At 70.0% G+C, this 23172-nt stretch carries 19 protein-coding genes, 1 pseudogene and 1 riboswitch; of the genes and pseudogenes, 11 read left to right on the top strand and 9 right to left on the bottom strand.

Going from position 1 to position 23172, the window contains the following annotated elements; all coding sequences use genetic code 11:
- Positions 1-1598, bottom strand: a pseudogene (locus tag ACFYOP_RS15175) (Na+/H+ antiporter).
- Positions 1599-1638: 40 nt separating this feature from the next.
- Between ACFYOP_RS15175 and ACFYOP_RS15170 the strand changes: the two are divergent.
- From ACFYOP_RS15170 to ACFYOP_RS15145, 6 genes are all read left to right on the top strand, one after another.
- Positions 1639-1899, top strand: coding sequence for a UBP-type zinc finger domain-containing protein (locus ACFYOP_RS15170; RefSeq protein WP_356892228.1), 261 nt, complete (start codon positions 1639-1641; stop codon positions 1897-1899).
- 242 nt (positions 1900-2141) lie between these two features.
- On the top strand, positions 2142-2555 hold the full coding sequence (locus ACFYOP_RS15165; protein ID WP_356892230.1) for an anti-sigma regulatory factor: 414 nt from the start codon (positions 2142-2144) through the stop codon (positions 2553-2555).
- On the top strand, positions 2552-3493 hold the full coding sequence (locus ACFYOP_RS15160) for an RNA polymerase sigma factor SigF (RefSeq protein ID WP_388451598.1): 942 nt from the start codon (positions 2552-2554) through the stop codon (positions 3491-3493). The genes ACFYOP_RS15165 and ACFYOP_RS15160 overlap by 4 nt, the downstream gene beginning before the upstream one ends.
- 736 nt (positions 3494-4229) lie before the next feature.
- Positions 4230-4655, top strand: a complete 426-nt coding sequence (locus ACFYOP_RS15155; RefSeq protein WP_356892233.1) for a hypothetical protein — start codon at positions 4230-4232, stop codon at positions 4653-4655.
- A 93-nt stretch (positions 4656-4748) separates the two neighbouring features.
- The gene (locus ACFYOP_RS15150; RefSeq protein ID WP_356892235.1) at positions 4749-5717 is read left to right on the top strand and encodes a diacylglycerol kinase family protein; all 969 of its coding nucleotides are present in this window, start codon (positions 4749-4751) and stop codon (positions 5715-5717) included.
- Positions 5718-6036: 319 nt separating this feature from the next.
- On the top strand, positions 6037-6294 hold the full coding sequence (locus tag ACFYOP_RS15145; protein ID WP_003953983.1) for a WhiB family transcriptional regulator: 258 nt from the start codon (positions 6037-6039) through the stop codon (positions 6292-6294).
- Between the two features lie 185 nt (positions 6295-6479).
- Here ACFYOP_RS15145 and ACFYOP_RS15140 read toward each other — a convergent pair whose 3' ends face one another.
- The 5 genes from ACFYOP_RS15140 to ACFYOP_RS15120 form a co-directional block, all read right to left on the bottom strand.
- Positions 6480-7955, bottom strand: a complete 1476-nt coding sequence (locus ACFYOP_RS15140) for a PAS domain-containing sensor histidine kinase (protein ID WP_356892560.1) — start codon at positions 7953-7955, stop codon at positions 6480-6482.
- A gap of 423 nt (positions 7956-8378) precedes the next feature.
- Entirely contained in the window at positions 8379-9938 is a 1560-nt protein-coding gene (locus tag ACFYOP_RS15135) for a glycoside hydrolase family 3 protein (RefSeq protein WP_356892237.1), read from the bottom strand.
- Between the two features lie 9 nt (positions 9939-9947).
- Positions 9948-10862 (bottom strand): carbohydrate ABC transporter permease, encoded by a 915-nt coding sequence (locus ACFYOP_RS15130; protein ID WP_356892239.1) that lies wholly within the window; start codon positions 10860-10862, stop codon positions 9948-9950.
- Positions 10859-11869: an ABC transporter permease subunit gene (locus ACFYOP_RS15125; RefSeq protein WP_356892241.1), complete on the bottom strand. Its 1011-nt coding sequence runs from the start codon at positions 11867-11869 to the stop codon at positions 10859-10861. Before ACFYOP_RS15125 ends, ACFYOP_RS15130 begins: the two co-directional genes overlap by 4 nt.
- Positions 11870-11998: 129 nt before the next feature.
- A complete protein-coding gene (locus ACFYOP_RS15120) occupies positions 11999-13303 on the bottom strand; it encodes a sugar ABC transporter substrate-binding protein (protein ID WP_356892243.1) in 1305 nt (434 codons plus the stop codon).
- A gap of 306 nt (positions 13304-13609) precedes the next feature.
- Between ACFYOP_RS15120 and ACFYOP_RS15115 the strand changes: the two genes are divergently transcribed.
- The 5 genes from ACFYOP_RS15115 to ACFYOP_RS15095 all read left to right on the top strand — a co-directional run bounded on the left by ACFYOP_RS15115 (position 13610) and on the right by ACFYOP_RS15095 (position 20445).
- Positions 13610-14377, top strand: a complete 768-nt coding sequence (locus ACFYOP_RS15115) for a GntR family transcriptional regulator (protein WP_356892245.1) — start codon at positions 13610-13612, stop codon at positions 14375-14377.
- A gap of 357 nt (positions 14378-14734) precedes the next feature.
- A complete protein-coding gene (locus ACFYOP_RS15110) occupies positions 14735-15016 on the top strand; it encodes a DUF3311 domain-containing protein (protein WP_356892247.1) in 282 nt (93 codons plus the stop codon).
- Entirely contained in the window at positions 15013-16647 is a 1635-nt protein-coding gene (mctP, locus tag ACFYOP_RS15105; protein WP_356892249.1) for a monocarboxylate uptake permease MctP, read from the top strand. Before ACFYOP_RS15110 ends, mctP begins: the two co-directional genes overlap by 4 nt.
- Before the next feature lie 116 nt (positions 16648-16763).
- Positions 16764-16908, top strand: a riboswitch (cobalamin riboswitch).
- A gap of 130 nt (positions 16909-17038) precedes the next feature.
- Positions 17039-19399, top strand: coding sequence for a ribonucleoside-diphosphate reductase subunit alpha (locus tag ACFYOP_RS15100; protein ID WP_356892251.1), 2361 nt, complete (start codon positions 17039-17041; stop codon positions 19397-19399).
- Positions 19399-20445 (top strand): ribonucleotide-diphosphate reductase subunit beta, encoded by a 1047-nt coding sequence (locus ACFYOP_RS15095; protein ID WP_356892253.1) that lies wholly within the window; start codon positions 19399-19401, stop codon positions 20443-20445. The genes ACFYOP_RS15100 and ACFYOP_RS15095 overlap by 1 nt, the downstream gene beginning before the upstream one ends.
- Positions 20446-20509: 64 nt before the next feature.
- Here the strand turns inward: ACFYOP_RS15095 and ACFYOP_RS15090 are convergent, their stop codons facing one another.
- The 3 genes from ACFYOP_RS15090 to ACFYOP_RS15080 form a co-directional block, all read right to left on the bottom strand.
- Positions 20510-21247: a D-Ala-D-Ala carboxypeptidase family metallohydrolase gene (locus ACFYOP_RS15090; protein WP_356892255.1), complete on the bottom strand. Its 738-nt coding sequence runs from the start codon at positions 21245-21247 to the stop codon at positions 20510-20512.
- Between the two features lie 181 nt (positions 21248-21428).
- Complete coding sequence (gene def, locus ACFYOP_RS15085; protein WP_356892257.1) at positions 21429-22061, bottom strand: peptide deformylase; 633 nt, start codon at positions 22059-22061, stop codon at positions 21429-21431.
- A gap of 83 nt (positions 22062-22144) precedes the next feature.
- Positions 22145-23125: a hypothetical protein gene (locus ACFYOP_RS15080; RefSeq protein ID WP_356892259.1), complete on the bottom strand. Its 981-nt coding sequence runs from the start codon at positions 23123-23125 to the stop codon at positions 22145-22147.
- Between the last annotated feature and the right edge of the window lie 47 nt (positions 23126-23172).

Here is a 23172-nt window from a genome sequence, read left to right as displayed (position 1 = left end):
TCAGGCCGTCTCCTCCCGGTACGCGGCGGCCTCCTCCAGGTCGAGCCGGCGCAGCAGGGTCCGCATCATCTCGTCGTCGATCTCCCGCCGGTCGCGCAGTTCGACGAAGACGTCGCGCTCCGTGGAGATCATCTCCCTGGCCAGCCGCCGGTACGTGTCGTCCGCGCTCTCCCCCGTCGCGGCGTCGACCGTGCCGAGGCTTCCCAGACGGCGTTCCTGCGGCGCGCCAGCACCGCCCGCAGCCGGTCCGCCAGCGGCTCCGGCAGCCTGTTGCGTTCGTCGTCGAGCAGTTCGTCCAGCCGCTGCTCGGCCGCCGCGGACGCCTTGCTCTGGGCCTGCGCCTCGGCCAGCGTCTCCGCGTGGACGTCCCGTCCCGGAATCCTGAGCGCGCGGATCAGCGACGGCAGTGTCAGTCCCTGCACCACCAGCGTCCCGATGACCGTCGTGAAGGTGAGGAACAGGACCAGATTGCGGGCGGGGAAGGCGTCGCCGTCCGGTGTCGACAAAGGGATGGAGAAGGCGATGGCGAGGGACACGACGCCGCGCATCCCGGCCCAGCCGACGATCAGCGGAGCGGTCCAGCCGGTGTCCGGCTCACGTTCCCTGATCCGCCGGGACACCATGCGCGGCAGAAACGTCGCCGGATACACCCAGACGAACCGCACGACGACCACGGCGGCGAACACCCCGGCCGCGTACAGCAGCGCCTCGCCGACGCCGTAGTCCCCCAGTCCCTCCACCACGAACGCCAGTTGCAGGCCGATCAGCGCGAAGACGGCGGACTCCAGGACGAAGGCGACCATCTTCCAGACCGCCTCCTCCTGGAGCCTGGTCGCGAAGTCGACCTGCCAGGAGTGATGGCCCAGGTACAGCGCGACGACGACCACCGCGAGCACCCCGGACGCGTGGACCTGCTCCGCGGCGGCGTAGGCGATGAACGGAATGAGCAGCGACAGCGTGTTCTGCAGCAGCGCCTCCTTCAGATGTCTGCGCAGCCAGTGGATGGGCAGCATCAGCGCCAGGCCGACGCCCACACCGCCGAGCGCGGCGAGCGCGAACTCCTCGAGACCGCTGCCCCAGCTCGCGCCGGCGCCGACGGCGGCCGCCAGCGCCACCTTGTAGGCGGTGATCGCGGTGGCGTCGTTCACCAGGGATTCGCCCTGGAGGATCGTGGTGATCCGGCCGGGCAGCCCGAGCCGCCGCGCGATGGCCGTGGCGGCGACGGCGTCCGGGGGCGCGATCACCGCGCCGAGCACCAGGGCGGTGGGCAGCGGCAGATCGGGCACCAGGAGGTACGCGAGGCAGCCGACCGCGACCGTCGCGAACAGGACATAGCCGACCGAGAGCAGCGCGACGGGACGGATGTTGGCCCGCAGGTCGAGGTACGAGCTCTCCAGGGCGGCCATGTGCAGCAGCGGCGGCAGCACGAGGGGCAGCACGATGTGCGGGTCGAGGTGGTAGTCGGGGACGCCCGGTACGTACGAGGCGACCAGCCCCGCCGCCACCAGCAGCAGCGGGGCCGGCACCGGGGTCCTGCGGGCCGCCCCGGCCACCGCGGCGCTCACGGCGATCAGCCCCACCAGCGGCAATGCTTCCACCACACCGACCTCGCTCCGGCTACGTCGTAATCTGGCAATCATGAGCGAGTGCCCGCACGTAGCCGAACTGCCGCGCCCCGAGCCGCCGCCGCTGACCGAGACCTGTACGGAGTGCCTGGCGACCGGCAGCCACCCCGTCCAACTGCGGCTCTGCCTGGAGTGCGGTCACGTCGGCTGCTGCGACTCCTCGCCGTGGCAGCACGCGAGCGCGCACTTCCGGGAGACCGCACACCCGGTGATGCGCAGTTTCGAGCCGGGACAGCCGTGGCGATGGTGCTTCGTGGACGGTTCGATCGTGTAACGCCTGGGTACGTCAACCATCCCCCGCATCCGCGCAATTGGCAGGCGCAGACCACTAGCCACTGTGTGTGTTCATCGGTTTACATTGAGTGACAGCCATCACCATGGGGTCCTGGCGACACGGCACCATGGATCGCGATAGCGTCGCCAGGCCAGACCTGGCTGCGTGATCGACCACGTAACGCACGGCCGCGGGCCATCGCCCCCGGCCCGGAGAGAGCTTGTGCCACCTTGGAGGTGAGGGTGTCCCATATCGCAGGCGAGCCCGGGACCCAGGACTTCGTGGAAGTCCGGCTGCCCGCTGCGGGTGCCTACCTGTCCGTGCTGCGAACGGCCACCGCCGGCCTCGCAGCGCGCTTGGACTTCACCCTCGACGAGATCGAGGACCTGCGGATCGCGGTGGACGAGGCGTGCGCGATCCTGCTGCAGCAAGCCGTCCCCGGATCCGTTCTGAGCTGTGTGTTCCGGCTCGTCGACGACTCACTGGAGGTGACGGTCTCCGCACCCACCACCGACGGCCGGGCGCCTGAGCGCGACACGTTCGCCTGGACGGTGCTCTCGGCACTGGCCGGCAAGGTCGACTCCACGGTCGCCGAGGACCGTACGGTGGCCATCAGCCTGTACAAACAGCGCGGCGCGGGACCCGGGCCGGCGTGAGCAGCGGAAACGGGGACGGTTCGATGCGGGAGGACGAGGAGCGGAGCCCCAGGGCGCTGAGCACGTCTGCCGGCATCCCGGAGCAACAGGCGCGGCCGCACCCGGTGGTGGACGAACCTGAGGGCCGTACGGCCTCGGCAGAGCGGGCGGACCGTATGAGCGAGCACCAGCAGCACCCGGACCCCCATGACCGCAGCGGCGCGCGGGCGATGTTCATCGCCCTGCGGACCCTGCCCGACGGGTCGCCCGAGCGGGCGGAGCTGCGCAACCAGCTGGTCCGGATGCATCTGCCGCTGGTCGAGCACCTGGCGCGGCGTTTCCGCAACCGCGGCGAACCGCTGGACGACCTCACGCAGGTCGCGACGATCGGTCTGATCAAGTCGGTGGACCGGTTCGACCCGGACCGCGGCGTCGAGTTCTCGACGTACGCGACACCGACCGTGGTCGGCGAGATCAAGCGCCACTTCCGCGACAAGGGGTGGGCGGTGCGGGTGCCGCGCCGCCTGCAGGAGCTGCGGCTCTCGCTGACCACGGCCACCGCGGAGCTCTCCCAGCAGCACGGCCGTTCCCCGACCGTGCACGAGCTCGCCGAGCGCCTCGGCATCTCGGAGGAAGAGGTCCTGGAGGGCCTGGAGTCCGCCAACGCGTACTCCACGCTGTCCCTGGACGTCCCCGACACCGACGACGAGTCCCCCGCCGTGGCGGACACGCTGGGGGCGGAGGACGAGGCGCTGGAGGGCGTCGAGTACCGGGAGTCCCTCAAGCCGCTGCTGGAGGACCTGCCGCCGCGTGAGAAGCGGATCCTGCTGCTGCGGTTCTTCGGGAACATGACCCAGTCCCAGATCGCGCAGGAGGTCGGCATCTCGCAGATGCACGTCTCGCGGCTGCTGGCGCGGACGCTGGCGCAACTCCGCGAACGCCTCCTCGTCGAGGAGTAACCGGCTTCCGGGCCGGGCCCGGTTACGTGCCCGGGCCCGGCCCGGTCCTGTGTGCTGGCGTCCGGGACCGCTTTCCCGTACCTGCCGGTCCCTGTTCCAACGACGCCTCACGTCCCGAACACCCCCTGCGCATCCCCTGGCCCGGGGCGGCGGTTTTCGCCCCCCACCGGTGGGATGGGTGCGGGTGGGGAGATGCCCCCACCCCGCCCCTTCCCGGAACCGGGGCTGCGCCCCGGACCCCGCAGGCACACGCCCCCCGACGCGCACCACTGCACCGCGGGCTGTGAACCCGGGCCGGGCTCAGCCCTTGAGAGGACCCCCGTCGGACGGAAACCGGCGTGGGCCGACCCTGGCGGGGAAAGAGCCACCGGCCCCGTGGGGCGACCACCGGGCGAAACGGGCAGGACCGGCATGAGGGAGTCGGGGTCGCGGGAGGGGGTGTCCGGAAGTAAAGCGTCGCAGCTCGCGCGAAGCGCGGTGAGGCCAGCCATTCCGGACACCCCCCTCCGGAGGCCCCGGCCCCCGCACCACCCACCCGCAGAGCCAGGCCGCCGCCCCGGGGCCGGCCGCCCGCGCAGACCGGGCCGGGCCGGGCCATGCCGGGCAGACCAGGCCGAGCCGGACCAGGCCGAGCCGGACCGGACCAGGCGCAGGCGCACGCCGGGCCGGACCGGACCAGGCGCAGGCCAGGCCGGGGGCCCGCGGGGTGCCCTCGTGGGACGGCTACCCTGCAGGGGTGAGCAGTGACGACCAGACATCCCACCCCGACCTCCCCTCCCGGCCACCCCGCCTGACCGCCGCCGCCGCGGTGTGCGCCGCCGAGGCGCTGGCGCTGGAGGTCGGGGGCGTGTACATGCTGGTGATGGGGGTGCTCGGGCGGTCCGACAGCGCCTCGCAGGCGGAGATGGGCGGCCTGACGCTCATGGCGCTCGGCGTGATCCCGCTCGCCGCCGCGCGCGGGCTGCTGCGGCAGCGCAGCTGGAGCCGCGGACCGGCGATCATCACGCAGCTCATCGCGCTGATCCCGGCATGGACGCTGCTGCGCGCGTCGGGCGGGCTGATCCCGCTGGGCGTGGTGCTGGCGGCGGTCGCGGTGACGGGCCTGGTGCTGCTGGTGAACCCGACGACGGCGGAAGCCCTCGGCATCCGCGGCCGCGCTTAGCCCCGCAATCCGCGGCCGCGCGCAGTTCCGACGGCGCCGGCCCCATAAGGCCCGGGCTGGGCCAGGTACCCCCCAGTAGGTACGCTGCATCGCATGCGCGCACTTCTCGTGGTCAATCCGGCAGCAACCACCACCAGTGCCCGCACGCGCGACGTGCTGATCCACGCGCTCGCGAGCGAGATGAAGATCGAGGCGGTCACGACGGAGTACCGCGGCCACGCCCGCGACCTCGGCCGCCGCGCCGCGGAGTCCAGTGACATCGACCTCGTCGTCGCCCTCGGCGGCGACGGCACGGTCAACGAGGTCGTGAACGGACTGCTCCACAACGGTCCGGACCCCGACCGGCTCCCCCGGCTCGCCGTCGTCCCGGGCGGCTCCACGAACGTGTTCGCCCGTGCGCTCGGGCTGCCGAACGACGCCGTCGAGGCGACCGGCGCGATCCTGGACGCGCTGCGCGACCGGACGGAGCAGACGGTCGGTCTCGGGCTGGCGGCCGGCGTGCCCGGGACCGAGGACGAGGGCGTCCCGCCGCGCTGGTTCACCTTCTGCGCCGGGCTCGGCTTCGACGCCGGTGTCGTCGGCCGGGTCGAACAGCACCGCGAACGCGGAAAGCGTTCGACGCATTCGCTCTACGTCCGGCAGGTGCTGCGCCAGTTCCTCGACGACCCGCACCGCCGCCACGGAACGATCACCCTGGAGCGGCCCGGCGCGGACCCCGTGGCGGGCCTGGTGCTGTCCATAGTCTGCAACACCTCCCCCTGGACCTACCTGGGCAATCGCCCGGTCTACGCGTCCCCGAAGGCCTCCTTCGACACGGCTCTCGACGTGCTCGGTCTGACGAAGATGTCGACCCCCGCGGTGGCCCGTTACGGGACTCAGCTGCTGACTTCGAGCCCGGAGCGCGGCCCGCGCGGAAAGCACGCACTTACACTTCACGACCAGACCGACTTCACCTTGCATTCAAAGGTCCCGTTGCCCTTCCAGATGGACGGCGACCACCTGGGGCTGCGTACGAGCGTCGCGTTCACAGGCGTACGCCGTGCACTGCGTGTGATTGTGTGACCAGAAGGACCGAAAGTCCTTTATCTCGAACGTATGGACTGCGGTCCACCCCATAGAAGTACGGCTGTGACCTAGTCGACACCGAGGAATCAAAAAAAACTTTCCGGAAGGGGTTGTATCCGCCGCCGAGGTTTGCGAATCTCTACATGGCGATCGGGACGGCCCGCAACATCGGCCCCACAGACCGCCGGAACCCCTTCCACGAATCCAGGACCCAACGCCGGGCAACTGGCGATCGGCCCTTCCCTCACGGGGGGATTCGTGAAAGCGTTCACATTCACAAGCAACCTGAACGTAATACCAAGGAGAGGTAGCAGCCATGGACTGGCGTCACAACGCCGTTTGCCGCGAGGAAGACCCCGAGCTGTTCTTCCCCATCGGCAACACCGGTCCTGCGCTGCTGCAGATCGAGGAAGCCAAGGCCGTCTGCCGTCGCTGCCCCGTCATGGAGCAGTGCCTGCAGTGGGCGCTCGAGTCCGGCCAGGACTCCGGCGTCTGGGGTGGCCTCAGCGAGGACGAGCGCCGCGCGATGAAGCGCCGCGCCGCTCGCAACCGGGCGCGTAACGCCAGCGCCTGACGCCACCCCGCTACCGGCCTCCGCCGGCGGCGCGTACAGCGAGTACGCACTCACCGCCTTCGAGCCGCAGCGCGCAGTACCCCCAATGCGCATCGCACATGCGAGCACGTGAGCTTCGAGCCCCGGACCGTTCCACACGGTCCGGGGCTCTTCGCTGTGCACAGGAGCAGGACCCGCCGCCCGGGTCAGCGCTTCTCGGGTACGGGGACGTCCAGCACGACCCGGGTGCCGCGCCCCGGCGCCGGGACCCGGAGCATGTCGAACGAGCCGCCCAACTCCCCCTCGACCAGGGTCCTGACGATCTGGAGCCCCAGATTGCCGGCCCGCTGCGGGTCGAAGCCCTCCGGCAGGCCCGCCCCGTCGTCCTGGACGGTGATCAGCAGCCGGGAGCCCTGCGCGCGCGTCTCGCCGCGGACCGCCGCGACCTCCACCGAGCCCGACTCCCCCTGGGCGAAGCCGTGCTCGAGGGCGTTCTGCAGGATCTCGGTGAGGACCATGGACAGCGGTGTGGCGATCTCGGCGTCGAGGATGCCGAAGCGGCCCGTGCGCCGGCAGTCGACCTTGCCGGGTGAGATCTCCGCCACCATCGCGATCACCCGGTCCGCGATGTCGTCGAACTCCACCCGCTCGTCCAGATTCTGGGACAGCGTCTCATGCACGATGGCGATGGAACCGACGCGCCGGACCGCCTCGTTGAGGGCTTCACGGCCGCGGACGGAGTCCATCCGGCGCGACTGGAGGCGCAACAGGGCTGCGACCGTCTGGAGGTTGTTCTTGACCCGGTGATGGATCTCCCGGATGGTCGCGTCCTTGGTGATCAACTCGCGCTCGCGGCGGCGCAGTTCGGTGACGTCCCGGAGCAGCACCAGCGAACCGATCCGTACGCCCTTGGGCTTGAGCGGGATCGCCCGGAGCTGGATGACCCCGCCGTTGCCCTCGACCTCCGTCTCGCGCGGCGCGTAGCCGCTGGCGATCTTGGCCAGGGCCTCGTCGACCGGGCCGCGGGAGGGCGCGAGTTCGGCGGTGAGTCGGCCCAGGTGCTGGCCGACCAGGTCGGAGGCGAGGCCCAGCCGGTGGTAGGCGGAGAGGCCGTTGGGGCTGGCGTACTGGACGATGCCGTCCGCGTCGAGGCGGATGAGCCCGTCCCCGGCGCGCGGGGAGGAGTCCATCTCGACCTGCTCCTCCGGGAAGGGAAACGTTCCGGCAGCGATCATCTGCGCGAGGTCGGAGGCGGACTGGAGATAGGTGAGCTCCAGCCGTGACGGGGTGCGCACGGTGAGCAGATTGGTGTTGCGAGCGATGACGCCGAGCACCCGGCCCTCCCGCCGCACGGGGATGGACTCGACCCGTACGGGCACCTCCTCGCGCCACTCGGGGTCGCCCTCGCGCACGATCCGGCCCTCGTCCAGCGCGGCGTCCAGCAGCGGGCGCCGGCCGCGCGGGACGAGGTGGCCGACCATGTCGTCCTGGTACGAGGTGGGGCCCGTGTTGGGCCGCATCTGGGCGACGGAGACGTACCGCGTGCCGTCGCGGGTGGGGACCCACAGCACGAGGTCGGCGAAGGAGAGGTCGGAGAGCAGCTGCCACTCCGAGACCAGCAGGTGGAGCCACTCGAGGTCGGACTCACTCAGAGCGGTGTGCTGGCGGACGAGCTCGTTCATGGAGGGCACGTCAGCGAGGGTACCCGCGGGCCGCGGCGCCGCGACGGGACCCTCGACCCGTCCGGCACCGCAGCCCGGAGTTGCGCGGCCGAAGGGTGTGCGGTCCCGGTCGGCCGTGGAGGTCTCGGCGCAGTCAGGGCAGAGAGCGCCGGGGACCTCGTTCCACCCTCCTGTGCGGGGAGGGCGGAGGCTTGTGCAAACTCAATTGTGGACTAGACCATTCGGGCTGTCCATGCTTCGGCTGAGTTTAGTTCCGCCACCATACTTATGAATCGGCGAAGTATGAAGCCGGCCCGGGTACCGGTTCGTGAACGACGGGCGGGCCCCTCATCACACCCGCCCGTCGCGATCACGGTTCCCGCGGTCCGGCCCGCACTCCGGGCCCCGAAGCGGAGCGCGGCGCTCCGCGACGGGGCCCTGGCCTCATCCCCCGGCCACGGCCTCCGTGGCTCCGCCGGTGATGACCTCCGCGGCGGCGCGCCCGCAGACGCGGGCGGCGCCGTGAGTAGCGATGTGCAGGGCTCCGGCGGGCGCCGCCCGGTTCAGGCCCATCTCGACGACGACCGTGTCGGGACGCGCCGCGAGGAGCGCGTCGAGGGCGTTCGCCATCCACGGGTGGCGGTGGACGTCGCGCACCACGGCGACGATCCTGCGGTCGCCCGCCGCCCCCAGCACCCGGGACACCAGACCGGGCGTGCCGGCGCCGTCGGCGTACGTGCCGGTCCCGGTGCCGGGCAGCAGCGCGGCCAGTTCCGCGGCCACGCCCCACGGCGTCTCGTCGCCGACGGCGATGTTGGCGGCCGCGGAGAAGGTGGCGACGTACGGTGCCTTCGTGACCGGCTCGTACGGCCGGTCACCGACGGTGACCCGCACCGCGCGGCGCGCCGCGACCAGGCCGATCTCCGTGTCGGAGCCGGGCGCGGTCCCCTCCTGTGAAGCCGCGCCCGGCTCTGCTGCAGCCCCCCTGGCCCGGCGCGTCCAGTCCGCGAGGGCGCGCACCCGCGCCGCCGCGTCGGCCAGCCGCTCCTCGGGCAGGTCTCCACCGCGCACCGCATCGACCAGCGCGTCGCGCAGCCGCAGTACGGTCTCCTCGTCGGCCAGGCCGCCGCCGACGCAGATGGCGTCGGCTCCGGCGGCGATCGCGAGGACCGAGCCGCGCTCGATGCCGTACGTGGACGAGATGGCCTGCATCTCCATGCCGTCCGTGACGATCAGTCCCTGATAGCCCAGCTCCTCGCGCAGCAGACCGGTGAGGATCTGCGGGCTCAGCGTCGCGGGACGGTCGGGATCGAGCGCGGGCAGCAGAATATGCGCACTCATGACCGCTTTGGAACCCGCGGCGATGGCGGCGCGGAAAGGTGCCAGCTCACGGGCGTGCAGTGTGTCCAGGTCCACATCGATGCGGGGCAGCGCGTGGTGCGAGTCCACATTGGTGTCGCCGTGCCCGGGGAAGTGCTTGGTGCAGGCGGCGACGCCGGCGGCCTGGAGGCCCTCGACGTAGGCGACGGTGTGCCGGGCGGCGAGCGCGGTGCCGGCGCCGAACGACCGGACACCGATGACCGGGTTGTCCGGGTTGGAGTTGACGTCGGCGGACGGCGCCCAGTTGAGGTCCACCCCGCACTCGGCGAGCCGGCGCCCCATTTCGTTCGCCACGGCGCGGGTGAGCTCCACGTCGTCCACGCGGCCCAGCGCGTAGTTGCCGGGGAACGAGGAGCCGTGGGTCACTTCGAGCCGGGTGACGTCACCGCCCTCCTCGTCGATGGCGACGAGGACGTCGTCCCTCTCCGCGCGCAACCGCTCGGTGAGGGCGGCCAGCTGGCCGGGCGAGGTGATGTTGCGGCCGAACAGGCCGACGGACGAGAGCCCTTCGCCGATCCGCCTCAGCACCCAGTCCGGGGCGCTGGTGCCGACGAAACCGGGCTGGAGGACGGTGAGCGCGTCACGGGTCAGGGTGCCTGCCGCTCCGCGTACCAGAGTCGTCATGAGGTGGCGTTATCCCTTCACGGCGCCGGAGGTGAGGCCCGCGGCCATCTTCTTCTGGATGATCATGAAGAAGACCACGACGGGCAGGGCGATGAGGGTGGAGGCGGCCATCAGCGCGCCGTAGTCCGTACCCCGCTCGGTGGTGAAGGTCATCAGCCACACATTGAGCGTGTACTTGGAGTTGTCGTTGATCAGGATGTAGGCGAAGAGGTACTCGTTCCACGCGTTGACCAGCGCGAAGATGGACGCGGCGGCCAGTCCCGGGGCGAGCAGCGGGAAGATCACCCGGCGGAAGGCCCCCATCCGCGTGCAACCGTCGACCATCGCCGACTCCTCGAGCTCCACCGGGATGTTCACCACGAAGCCGCGGATCATGACGACCGCGAAGGGCAGGGTGGACACCAGGTAGACGACGATGAGGCCCCAGTACTCGTCCAGTCCGCCGATGGCGTTGAGCTGGGCGTAGATGGGGATGAGCATCGCGGTCGGCGGCAGCATCTGGACCAGGATCAGCACCATCAGCAGCGCCTTGCGGCCGAAGAAGCGGAACCGGCCGATGGCGAGGGCCGCGAGGGTCGCGATGATCATGCCGCCGACGACGGCGGTGACCGACACGACGAGGCTCGACTGGACCGCGGTCGCGAAGTTCTCCTGCTCCACCGCGCGGGCGAAGTTGTCGAAGGTGAGCGACGAGGGCCACAGCGTCTGGTCGTAGGACCGGATCTCGTGGTTGGGGCGCAGGGAGCTGATGACGAGCCAGTAGACCGGGAAGGCCATCAGCACCGCGGCGAACAGGCCGATGATGTCGTAGTGCCAGCGGGTGCGTCTGCGGTCGGGCCGCAGTTCCTGTTGCGGTGCCCGGCGCGGCGTCCGGTCGAGATGCTGCCGGCCGCCGGCCGTGGAGGGCGCGGTGGAGGTGCTCATTCGACCTCTCCTGTCTTCATCAGCTGACGCAGGTAGTACACGGCCACACCGGACAGCATCAGCACGGTGATCAGGGCGATCGCGGTGCCCTGGCTGAACGAGGTGGACTCGAAGGCCTTGGAGAAGGAGTAGAGGCCGAGGGTCTCGTACTCGGGTTCCGGCTTGTTGCCGCGCAGCAGCCAGATCTGACCGAAGACGTTGAAGTCCCAGATCACCGAGAGGGTGGCGACCATGGTGAAGACCGGGCGGATGACCGGCCAGGTGACGAACCGGAACACGGCGGGTGCGTTCGCCCCGTCCAGGGAGGCGGCCTCCTCCAGCTCCTTGGGCACCTGGGTGAGGGCCGCGTACAGCGTGATCACCACGAACGGGATGGCGCCCCAGATGACCAGCAGGGAGATGATGGCGAAGCCCTGCTTCGGGTCGAGGAACCAGTTGTGGCCGAGGAAGTCCTCGCCGGCGACCTTGGCGATCAGGGTGTTGATGAGGCCGTAGTCGGAGTCGGAGAGCCAGCGGAAGATCGACGCGGCGACCATCAGCGGCATCGACCAGGCGGCGACCAGCGCCGCCGTCAGCACCAGCCGGACCCAGGTGGTCAGCCGGCTCATCAGCAGGGCGAGCAGCAGGCCGACGGCCATGGTGACCGTCACGCAGACGGTCATGAAGACGACCGTGCGGCCGGTGACCGACCAGAACTCGGAATCACCGAGGATGTTGGTGAACTGCTCGAAGCCGACCCAGGGCGGCGACTGGCCGGTCCACAGCTCCTTGCGGCCCATGTCCTGGAAGGACATGATCACGGTCTTGGCCAGCGGGAAGGCGTAGACCGCGGCGATCGCGACCAGCGCCGGAAGGATCAGCAGATACGGAAGGAGCGCGCCCTTCTTCCGCTTCTTCGGACGGGAATCGGGCCCCCCTTTGTGGAGGCCGGGCGCGGCGCCCTTGCCTTCCGGGGCACGTGGTACGGGTACCGGCGGGCCGGCGGCCTGGGTGTCGGCGGCAGTCACGTGGCTGACCTTCCGTTTCTTCTTCTGCACCGAAAAGGGCGGGGGCAAGGCCGCGTGGTCCGGGGCCCCGCCACCGCCAAGAAAGCCGGGCGGACCCCGAGGCGACACCGCGCCTCGGGGCCCCGTGGCTCAGGACTCCTGGTTGATCAGCTCGTTGATCTTGGCGTCGGCCGCCTTGGTGGCCTTCTCCACGGAGTCACCCTTGAGGATGGACAGGAGCATGTTCTCCAGGACCTCCTCCTTCTCGATCGAGGTCCAGCCCGGGGCGATCGGGGTGAACCACGCGTCCGGCACCGCGTTGGCGATCGGAGCGGTCTCCGGCTTCGCCTTCAGCGGCTCCAGCTGCTTGGTGTTGTTCGGAAGGATGTTCTTGGAGGTGAGGACCTCCATGGACTTCTCGCTGGTGAAGAGGGAGATCCACTCCTGGGCGAGGTCCGTCACCTTGGACTTGCTGACCACGGCGAGGTCGGAGCCGCCGATGAAGGAGGGCAGCGCCTTGCCGTTCGGGCCGGGCATGCCGGCCGTGGCGATCTTGCCCTCGAGCTTCGGGTTGCCGTTGTTCTCGCCGTCGACGACGGAGCCGGACTCCCAGCCGTTGCCGTAGATGAGGGCCGCCTTCTCGTTGGCCATCACATTGGCGTGGTCCTGCTCGTCCTTGGTCTGGTCGGCCTTGTTGTACTTCTTGACCAGGTTGATGAAGTGCTCAATGCCCTTCTGGGCCTCGGGCGAGGACAGCGAGGCCTTCCACTCCTTCGAGCCCTCGTCGTACTCGGCGATCTTGCCGTCGTAGGCGGCGACGTACGACATGGCGGCGTACCAGTAGCGGCCCGGCAGGTAGAGGGACGAGAAGCGCTTGTCCTTCTCGCCGTACTCGGCCGTGACCTTGTCCAGGGCGGTGAGGAGCTCGTCCTCGGTCTGGGGCAGCTTCTCGGTGCCCGCACCCTGCTTGAACATGTCGGTGTTGTAGATGGCCACCCGGGCGCCGGCGTAGTAGGGCACGCAGAACTGCTTGCCCTCGAAGGTGCAGGTGTCCTTCAGACCCTGGATCCAGGTGTCGGAGTTGTCGTACTTCTTCGGGTCGATCTCCGCGAGCGCCCCGTTGAGGATGTACTGCATCGTCTCGGTGTTGCCGAGCTCGACGACGTCCGGGAACTTGTCGCCGCCCAGCGCCGTGTCGAGCTTCTTCGCCTTGTCCGCCCACTGCTGGTACTGGACGTCGACCTTCACGCCCGGGTACTTCTTGTTGAACTGGGCGTTGACGTCCTTGACCAGCTCGGGCCAGGTGCTCTGCGCGTCGACCATCAGCCAGACGGTGAGCGTCTCCTTGCGGTCCTTGGGCTCCTTGGAGGCGTTGTCACCTCCGTCCGATCCACACGCCGCGACCGAAGCCATCATGGCCACCGCACCAACTGCTGCTATGAGCTTGCGCTTCACGCCACCCTCCTCAAAGGGATGCAAGAGTTGCCCCCCCACCACCCGGGAGTCGCGCTGCACTTGACGGACACGCGCCGAGATTCTGCCCTGGGGCCGGGACCTGATCGTTAATGGTTTAGACCAGTACCGGGAGCTTGGCCTAGACCTTTAGGGGTGTCAAGGGTGTATAAGAAGGGCTGTCGTGTCCGTTATCGGACCGACACCTGAGGGAGGGCGACGACCCGTGACCGGTCCGTGCCACCATGTGAGCCGCAGCAATCGGAGGAGCCGGTGACGGCAGGAGCACAGCAGTCGGGAAGGCGGGCCATGACCACGGACGGGGGCGGCGGCACCGAGGCGGAGGGCACAGCGCAGACGCGTACCGCGCGCGTGCCCAAGTACTACCGGCTCAAGCGCCACTTGCTGGACATGACGGAGACCCTGCCGCCCGGCACCCCCGTGCCGCCGGAACGGACGCTGGCCGCGGAGTTCGACACCTCCCGCACCACGGTCCGCCAGGCGCTCCAGGAACTGGTCGTCGAGGGCCGGCTCGAACGCATCCAGGGCAAGGGCACGTTCGTCGCCAAGCCCAAGGTCTCGCAGGCGCTGCAGCTCACCTCGTACACCGAGGACATGCGTGCACAGGGTCTGGAGCCCACGTCTCAGCTGCTGGACATCGGATACGTCACAGCCGACGACACCCTGGCCGGGCTGCTGGACATCGCGGCGGGCGGCCGCGTGCTGCGCATCGAGCGGCTGCGGCTGGCCAGCGGCGAGCCGATGGCCATCGAGACCACGCATCTGTCCGCCAAGCGCTTCCCGGCGCTGCGCCGCAGCCTGGTCAAGTACACCTCGCTCTACACGGCACTGGCCGAGGTGTACGACGTCCATCTCGCGGAGGCCGAGGAGACGATCGAGACCTCGCTCGCCACCCCGCGCGAGGCGGGACTGCTCGGCACGGACGTGGGCCTGCCGATGCTGATGCTCTCGCGCCACTCGCTGGACGCCCGGGGTGAGCCCGTGGAGTGGGTCCGCTCGGTCTACCGGGGCGACCGCTACAAGTTCGTGGCGAGGCTCAAGCGCCCGAACGGCTGACCCGGGTCCGGCACGGGACATTGCCGGGGGTCCGGGGGTTGCCCCCCGGGAATGCGCCGCGTGGCGAGGCTCAAGCGCCCGAACGGCTGACCCGGGTCCGGCACGGGACATTGCCGGGGGTCCGGGGGTTGCCTCCCGGGAATGCGCCGCGTGGCGAGGCTCAAGTGTCCGAACGGCTGACCCGCAGACCACCCCGACATACATGGCGCCGCAACCTGTTGCGGCGCCATGTCATGTTTTGGGCACCCCGTAGCCAAGTCTTTGCCGTACCGATATACGGACTGGGGGTGACTCCACGAGAACGCCTCGCCTAGATTTCGTGCGCATTACAAGTGAGCAGTGAGGGGACGGAGTCGCATGTCAGCAGCACCCGATGCGCCCGAAGCGCCACAAGCGCCCGAAGCGAAACAACCGGTCGTCACACCGGTACGCGTGATCATCGCCCTCTGCCTCTTCGCGCCTTTCGTGGCGATGCTCTGGGTCGGCTCCTACGCGAAGGTCGAACCGACTTTCATCGGCATGCCGTTCTTCTACTGGTACCAGATGCTCTGGGTGCTGATCTCGGCGGTCCTGACGATGACCGCCTACAAGCTGTGGCAGCGTGACCAGCGCGGCCGCAAGGGGGGTGCGTCGCAGTGAAGGACGGCGTGAACGGCGTCGCACTCGCCGTCTTCATCTTCTTCTTCGTGGCCGTCACGGTCATGGGCTTCCTGGCCGCGCGCTGGCGCAGGGCCGCGAACGAGAACACCCTCGACGAATGGGGCCTCGGCGGCCGCTCGTTCGGCACCTGGGTGACCTGGTTCCTGCTCGGCGGCGACCTGTACACCGCGTACACCTTCGTCGCCGTGCCGGCGGCCATCTACGCGGCGGGCGCGGCCGGCTTCTTCGCGGTCCCGTACACGATCCTCGTCTACCCGCTGATCTTCACGTTCCTGCCGCGTCTGTGGTCGGTGTCGCACAAGCACGGATACGTGACGACCTCCGACTTCGTCCGCGGCCGCTTCGGCTCCAAGGGCCTGTCGCTGGCGGTCGCGCTCACCGGCATCCTCGCCACGATGCCGTACATCGCGCTCCAGCTGGTCGGCATCCAGGCCGTGCTCGACGTGATGGGCGTCGGCGGCGGCGAGACCACCAACTGGTTCGTCAAGGACCTGCCGCTGCTGATCGCCTTCGGTGTGCTGGCGGCCTACACGTACTCCTCGGGACTGCGTGCGCCGGCGCTCATCGCGTTCGTCAAGGACACCCTGATTTACATCGTCATCGCGGTGGCGATCATCTACATCCCGATCAAGCTGGGCGGCTTCGACAATATCTTCGCCGCGGCCGGGGAGAAGTTCTCGCAGGTCAACGAGGCTACGGGCAAGCCCACCGGCGCGCTGGTGCCCGGGGAGATGGCCCACTGGGGCTACGCCACGCTGGCGTTCGGCTCCGCGCTGGCCCTCTTCATGTACCCGCACTCCATCACGGCGACGCTGTCCTCGCGCAGCCGTGAGGTGATCCGCCGCAACACCACGATCCTGCCGCTGTATTCCGTGATGCTCGGACTGCTGGCGCTGCTCGGCTTCATGGCGATCGCGGCCGGGGTGAACGTCAAGAACGGCCAGCTGGCCATCCCGCAGCTGTTCGAGAACATGTTCCCCGACTGGTTCGCGGGCGTCGCCTTCGCCGCCATCGGCATCGGCGCGCTGGTTCCCGCGGCCATCATGTCGATCGCCGCGGCCAACCTGTTCACCCGGAACATCTACAAGGACTTCATCCGGCCCGACGCGACCCCGGCCCAGGAGACCAAGGTCTCCAAGCTGGTCTCGCTGCTGGTGAAGGTGGGCGCCCTGGTCTTCGTCCTCACCATGGACAAGACCGTGGCGATCAACTTCCAGCTGCTGGGCGGTATCTGGATCCTGCAGACGTTCCCGGCGCTGGTCGGCGGTCTGTTCACCCGCTGGTTCCACCGCTGGGCGCTGATCGGCGGCTGGGCGGTCGGCATGCTCTACGGCACCATCTCCGCCTACAACGTCGCCAGCCCGACGCAGAAGCACTTCGGCGGCTCGTCCGACGCGATCCCGTTCATCGGCCAGATCGGCTACATCGGTCTCACCGCGTTCGTGCTGAACGTGGTCGTGACCGTGGTCCTCACCTTCGTCATGCGGGCGGCCAAGGCCCCCGACGGCATCGACGAGACCAGCCCGTCCGACTACACCGCGGACGCGGGCGACCCGGGCGTCAAGGTCGAGCTCCCGCCGGCCACGGCGGGCGCGCCCGGCGGTCACTGACACCGCGCACGACCGTGAAGGGGCCGCCGGATCTCCCGGCGGCCCCTTCGCGCATCGCGGTGGACCGTCACCTCAACTTCCGACCCGCAGACACAACATGTGGGGGTGGCACTCCCGACCCGCCCCCACATGTATGCTCATCTCGCTGTCACTGCAGGGGAATCCGGTGCGAATCCGGAACTGTCCCGCAACGGTGTGATCCGGTGCGCTTTGCCGTACCCGTTTCGAGTCCGACGACCTGCCGACGGCGCATCCGGTTCGACCGATCCGGATGCCAGACGTCCGGGCCTCGCGGTTGGGCCGGTGGACGCCGTGCGCCGTGCTGCCCAGGTACGCGCCGCCACGGCCCCCGCCTCCCGCCGGTCCAGAGCCGAGCGAGGGAGAGCACCACATGACCATCGCGCCAGCCGATCCGGCTTCAGCGACCCAGCAGGACGGCCCCGGGACCGTGCTGCTGCGGCTCCTGACGGACCTCACGGCCGACCTGGCCGACACCGACCCGGGCAGGGTCGCCGCCGCCGCGCTGCGCGGCCGGCACGCCGGGTCCGACGAGGCCGAACTGCGCTCCCTCGCCACCGACGCCGCCGCGGGCCTCATCTCCGAGGACCCCGCGTACTCCAAGCTCGCCGCGCGTCTGCTCGCCCGCACGATCGCGAAGGAGGCCGCCGGGCAGGGCGCGGTGTGCTTCTCCGCCTCGGTCGCGGTCGGCCACCGCGAGGGCCTGATCGCCGACCGCACGGCCTCGTTCGTCGCACTGCACGCGGACCGGCTCGACGCGCTGATCGATCCCGAGGGGGACGACCGGTTCGGCTACTTCGGCCTGCGGACGCTCTACAGCCGCTATCTGCTGCGGCACCCGATCACCCGCCAGGTGATCGAGACCCCCCAGCACTTCATGCTGCGGGTCGCGTCCGGCCTCGCCGCGGACGACACCGCGCGCTCGGTGGACGAAGTGGCCGCGCTGTACCGGCTGATGAGCCGGCTCGACTATCTGCCGTCCTCCCCCACGCTCTTCAACTCCGGCACCCGCCACCCGCAGATGTCGTCCTGCTATCTGCTGGACTCGCCGCTCGACGAGCTGGACTCGATCTACGACCGCTACCACCAGGTCGCCCGCCTCTCCAAGCACGCCGGCGGCATCGGCCTCTCGTACTCCCGCATCCGCGCCCGCGGTTCGCTCATCCGGGGCACCAACGGGCACTCCAACGGGATCGTCCCGTTCCTCAAGACTCTCGACGCCTCCGTCGCCGCGGTGAACCAGGGCGGCCGGCGCAAGGGCGCGGCCGCGATCTACCTGGAGACCTGGCACGCGGACGTCGAGGAGTTCCTGGAGCTGCGCGACAACACCGGTGAGGACGCCCGCCGTACGCACAACCTGAACCTCGCGCACTGGGTTCCCGACGAGTTCATGCGGCGCGTCGAGTCGGACACCGAGTGGTCGCTGTTCTCCCCGGCCGACGTGCCCGAGCTGGTCGACCTGTGGGGCGACGAGTTCGACGTTGCGTACCGGCGGGCGGAGGCCGCCGGGCTGGCCCGCAAGTCGGTCCCGGCCCGTGAGCTGTACGGGCGGATGATGCGGACCCTCGCACAGACCGGCAACGGCTGGATGACCTTCAAGGACGCCGCCAACCGCACCGCCAACCAGACGGCGGAGCCCGGCCGGGTCGTCCACTCCTCCAACCTGTGCACCGAGATCCTCGAGGTGACGAACGACGGCGAGACGGCCGTCTGCAACCTGGGCTCGGTCAACCTGGGAGCGTTCGTCGACGCGGGAGCCGGCGGCGACGGCATCGACTGGGAGCGGCTGGACGAGACCGTCCGCACGGCGGTGACCTTCCTCGACCGGGTCGTCGACATCAACTTCTACCCGACCGAGCAGGCCGGCCGGTCCAACGCCCGTTGGCGCCCGGTGGGCCTGGGCGCGATGGGCCTGCAGGACGTCTTCTTCAAGCTGCGGCTGCCCTTCGACTCCCCCGAGGCGAAGGCCCTGTCGACCCGGATCGCCGAGCGGATCATGCTCGCGGCGTACGAGGCGTCCTGCGACCTCGCCGAGCGCGACGGCCCCCTGCCGGCCTGGTCCGAGACCCGCACGGCGCGCGGCGTGCTGCATCCCGACCACTACGGCACCGCGCTCAACTGGCCGGAGCGCTGGGACGCGCTGCGTGCCAGGATCGCCGACGTCGGCATGCGCAACTCCCTGCTGCTCGCCATCGCGCCGACCGCCACCATCGCCTCGATCGCCGGCGTGTACGAGTGCATCGAGCCGCAGGTGTCCAACCTCTTCAAGCGCGAGACCCTCAGCGGCGAGTTCCTCCAGGTCAACTCCTACCTCGTGGCCGAACTGAAGAAGCTCGGCGGCTGGGACGCGCGGACCCGGGAGGCCCTGCGCGACGCGAACGGCTCGGTGCAGGGCTTCGGCTGGGTCCCGGCCGACGTACGGGCCCTGTACCGCACGGCCTGGGAGATCCCGCAGCGCGGCCTGATCGACATGGCGGCCGCGCGTACGCCGTTCCTGGACCAGAGCCAGTCGCTGAACCTGTTCCTGGAGACGCCGACCATCGGCAAGCTCAGCTCGATGTACGCGTACGCCTGGAAGCAGGGTCTGAAGACGACCTACTACCTGCGCTCGCGCCCGGCGACCCGTATCGCACGCGCCGCGTCCGCGGCCGTTCCCGTCCCCGCGCAGGCGACCCCCGAAGAGGCCGTCGCCTGCTCCCTGGAGAACCCCGAGTCCTGCGAGGCCTGCCAGTAATGAGCTCCACCGACACCGGCGCACCCGTCAAGAACCTGCTCGACCCTGGCTTCGAACTCACCCTCCGGCCCATGCGCTATCCGGACTTCTACGAGCGCTACCGGGACGCCATCAAGAACACCTGGCACGTGGAGGAGGTCGACCTCCACTCCGACGTCGCCGACCTGGCCAAGCTCACCCCCGCCGAGCAGCATCTGATCGGCCGGCTGGTCGCGTTCTTCGCGACGGGCGACTCGATCGTCGCGAACAACCTGGTGCTCACCCTCTACAAGCACATCAACTCCCCGGAGGCGCGGCTGTATCTGTCGCGCCAGCTGTTCGAGGAGGCCGTGCACGTCCAGTTCTATCTGACGCTGCTGGACACCTATCTGCCCGACCCGGCCGACCGGGCCGCGGCGTTCGACGCCGTCGAGAACATCCCGTCGATCCGCGAGAAGGCGCAGTTCTGCTTCCGCTGGATGGCTGCGTTGGACGGAGAGGACGGGGTCGAGAAGATCGACCGGCTGGAGTCCAGGTCCGACCGGCGTCGCTTCCTGCTGAACCTGATCTGCTTCGCGGCCTGCATCGAGGGCCTGTTCTTCTACGGGGCGTTCGCCTACGTGTACTGGTTCCGCTCGCGCGGACTGCTGCACGGTCTGGCCACCGGCACCAACTGGGTGTTCCGTGACGAGACGATGCACATGAACTTCGCCTTCGAGGTCGTGGACACCGTCCGCAAGGAGGAGCCGGACCTCTTCGACGACGAGCTGCGCCGGCAGGTCACCGACATGCTCGCGGAGGCCGTGGAGGCGGAGCTGCAGTTCGGCCGCGACCTGTGCGGCGACGGCCTGCCGGGCATGAACACGGAGTCGATGCGCGAGTACCTCCAGTGCGTCGCCGACCAGCGCCTCACCCGGCTCGGCTTCGCCCCTGTGTACGGCTCCGAGAACCCGTTCTCCTTCATGGAGTTGCAGGGCGTCCAGGAGCTGACGAACTTCTTCGAGCGCCGCCCGTCCGCCTACCAGGTGGCCGTGGAGGGATCGGTGGACCTCGACGAGGACTTCTGACCCGTTGAACGCCGTCGCGGCCCGCGCCTCTCACGGGGGGAGGCGCGGGCCGCGGTGGTGTGGGTCAGATACCGCAGCTGGACGCGGACCAGAACCGGCTCGACCGGTGGTCGACGTGGGTGTGGTCGTTGTGGCCCGGGTAGCCGGGGCCGAGGATGCCCCGGAAGCCGTGGTGGCGGGCCTGCTGGGCCATCTTGCACAGGGAGTGCGATCCGGCGCCGAGGTCGACGCCGTCACCGTACAGATGACGGCTGCTGGACGAACCGCCCACCGCGCTGTTGCAGGAGTAGGAGCGGAAGCCGCTGGTGACCCGGATGGGCTGGTCGCCCAGCGCGTGCCGCATCGCCTCCAGCTTCCACATGGCGCGCAGGGCGTTGGACTTGGCCGTGGCGGCGCTGACCGCACCGCCGGACCAGGTGGAGTTGCAGCGGTTCAGCTCGGCGTAGCTGAAGTGGGCCGGCGTGCAGTCGGCGTCCTGCAGGGCGTAGATCTTGCTGAAGGTGGCGGGACCGGCCACGCCGTCCGCGGCCAGGCCGTAGGCGGACTGGAAGCGCTTGACCGCCGCGGCGGTGGCCGGGCCGTACTGGCCGTCGACGGCGAGGACGTTGCCGTAGCCGGGGTAGCCGCCGACACGGATCTGCAGTTGCGAGACATCCGATCCCGAGGCGCCCTGGGAGAGGGTGCGGGACCAGGTGTAGCAGGAGTCGGCCTGCGCGGGACCGGCCGTCGCCATGACACCGGCCGTACTTGCGGCCATGAGCATGACAATGGATACCAGGAGTCGAACCGTACGTCTCAGCATCGGACCTCCGTGCCGTGGGGGCGGTACTCGCGGGAACCAGGTGCAGAGGAGAGCCTGTCGTGGCGGTCAACGCGCGTCAACACCCCCTGGGCAGCCGTCATTTGTCCGCCCAATGACGGCCGGGTGACAGCACGGGGCCCCGCCCGGAACGAGCGGGGCCCGACCCACCGGAACGCGGAGGTCAGTCGTTGGGGACGGTCGCGTAGCGCGGAGTGCCCTCGGCCATCTGCTGCAGCGCGTCCTTGCGCTCCCGCTTGGAGAGCCGGTCGATGTAGAGGTACCCGTACAGATGGTCGGTCTCGTGCTGCAGGCAGCGGGCGAAGTAGCCCGTGCCGCGCACCTTGATCGGGTTGCCCTGCGCGTCCTGGCCGCGCACCACCGCGTAGTCGGGGCGGGCCAGCGAGGCGTACGCCGTCGGCACGGACAGGCAGCCCTCGTTGGAGTCGTCGAGGACGCGCTGCTCGGGCGCCAGCTCCTCCAGGACCGGGTTGCAGACGACGCCGGTGTGCCGCACGCCCTCGTCGTCCGGGCAGTCGTACACGAAGACCTTCAGGTCCACACCGATCTGGTTGGCGGCCAGACCCACGCCCTCCGCCGCCTTCTGGCTGGCGAACATGTCGTCGATCAGCGCGGCCAGCTTGTCGTCGAACTCGGTGACGTCCTTGCACTCCTTGTGGAGCACCGGGTTCCCCACGACCGTGATCGGACGCGCGGTGCCACGCTCGCGGTACGCCCGCTCACGCTCCTCGCAGTTCTCCGTGTCCACGACAAAACCGTCGTTGACCTGCTCGTCCGTCTCCTGCTGCGACGCCATGTCAGCCGTACGCCCTTCTCAGTACCCGATCCCCGGCCCGATGCCCGGGTCACTTACGCGTCCGTACAGCCTACGGGCAGGCGTCAGCAGACTTCCTCGAGATCCCGCCACTCACGGGAGTCCGGGCTGTCGGCCACCCAGCCGTCCAGCAGACCCCGCACCAGACCGGCGGGGGCCGCTATGCCGCACTCGCGCTCCGGCGACCAGAGGTCGCCTCCCGTGCGGTGCCCCAGCGGTCCCGGATGGCCCGGCTCGCTGTGGTCGTGCGGGTCGAGGTGCTCGCCCTCGCCCTCCGCGCTGGGCATGCTCCCCTCGGAACAGGCCCGGCACAGCAGCCGCACCGAGGACGACCAGTCCTCCGCGGCGAAGCCGGCGTCCGCCGCGAGCCGCTCCAGGGCGTCCCGGTCGGCCTCGGTCGCCGCCTCCAGCAGCACCACCCACGTCGGCACGGGGGACGGGGCCCAGAGCTCGATCTCGTCGAAGACGGGGAACGAGGGGCCCGCGCTGGTGGTGCGCTCGCCGTTCGGGACGCCGTCGTGCAGCACGACCTCGCCCCAGCGGCGCCCGGACGACGGCAGCGGGATGGACAGCACCTCCATCCGGGCCGGATCGAGCCTGCGGCCCCAGACCACCTCGGCCTCGCCCTCCGGCGAGAGCCGCACGGCGGCGCTGCCCAGGTCCATGCCGACCGGCTCGCCGTTCGCCGCGGCCGCCCCGGGGACCTTCAGGCCGTACGCCTGCCAGGCGCGGCGGGCCAGCGGCCAGTCCTGGAGGGCGGTGGCGGCGATGCCGACGTTCCACCAGTCGGGAGCGCCGGTCTCCTTGTCCAGCAGCGCGACCGCCCGCAGCCCCGCCGCGCGGGCCTGCTCCCAGTCGTGCCGGAACTTGTGCAGCAGCGCCAGATTGAACCAGGACTCCGAGAGCCAGGGCTCCAGGTCCGCCGCCCTCGTCAGCAGCGCGCCCGCGTCCTCGTACCGGCCGTCGCCGATCAGCGTGAACGCGCGGTCCGTGGCCTGCCGCCAAGAGGCGGAGGGCCGATGCCGTACCTTCCCGAAGATCCTCACGATTCCCGCCTGCCGGTCGCTCGGGTCACTGCCCGGACGCATGACTG

Source organism: Streptomyces sp. NPDC006294, assembly GCF_042870895.1.
In the GTDB taxonomy this organism is placed as follows: Bacteria; Actinomycetota; Actinomycetes; order Streptomycetales; family Streptomycetaceae; genus Streptomyces.
Note: the sequence above shows the minus strand (reverse complement) of the source record. Positions and strands in the feature narration are given on the sequence as shown.

Excerpts from the sequence above, each read along its gene's own strand:
- ACFYOP_RS15170 (WP_356892228.1), top strand. The coding sequence starts at position 1,639 with ATGAGCGAGTGCCCGCACGTAGCCGAACTGCCGCGCCCCGAGCCGCCG.
- ACFYOP_RS15150 (WP_356892235.1), top strand. The coding sequence starts at position 4,749 with ATGCGCGCACTTCTCGTGGTCAATCCGGCAGCAACCACCACCAGTGCC.
- ACFYOP_RS15145 (WP_003953983.1), top strand. The coding sequence starts at position 6,037 with ATGGACTGGCGTCACAACGCCGTTTGCCGCGAGGAAGACCCCGAGCTG.
- ACFYOP_RS15140 (WP_356892560.1), bottom strand. The coding sequence starts at position 7,955 with ATGAACGAGCTCGTCCGCCAGCACACCGCTCTGAGTGAGTCCGACCTC.
- ACFYOP_RS15135 (WP_356892237.1), bottom strand. The coding sequence starts at position 9,938 with ATGACGACTCTGGTACGCGGAGCGGCAGGCACCCTGACCCGTGACGCG.
- ACFYOP_RS15130 (WP_356892239.1), bottom strand. The coding sequence starts at position 10,862 with ATGAGCACCTCCACCGCGCCCTCCACGGCCGGCGGCCGGCAGCATCTC.
- ACFYOP_RS15115 (WP_356892245.1), top strand. The coding sequence starts at position 13,610 with ATGACCACGGACGGGGGCGGCGGCACCGAGGCGGAGGGCACAGCGCAG.
- ACFYOP_RS15110 (WP_356892247.1), top strand. The coding sequence starts at position 14,735 with ATGTCAGCAGCACCCGATGCGCCCGAAGCGCCACAAGCGCCCGAAGCG.
- ACFYOP_RS15100 (WP_356892251.1), top strand. The coding sequence starts at position 17,039 with ATGACCATCGCGCCAGCCGATCCGGCTTCAGCGACCCAGCAGGACGGC.
- ACFYOP_RS15095 (WP_356892253.1), top strand. The coding sequence starts at position 19,399 with ATGAGCTCCACCGACACCGGCGCACCCGTCAAGAACCTGCTCGACCCT.
- ACFYOP_RS15090 (WP_356892255.1), bottom strand. The coding sequence starts at position 21,247 with ATGCTGAGACGTACGGTTCGACTCCTGGTATCCATTGTCATGCTCATG.
- def (WP_356892257.1), bottom strand. The coding sequence starts at position 22,061 with ATGGCGTCGCAGCAGGAGACGGACGAGCAGGTCAACGACGGTTTTGTC.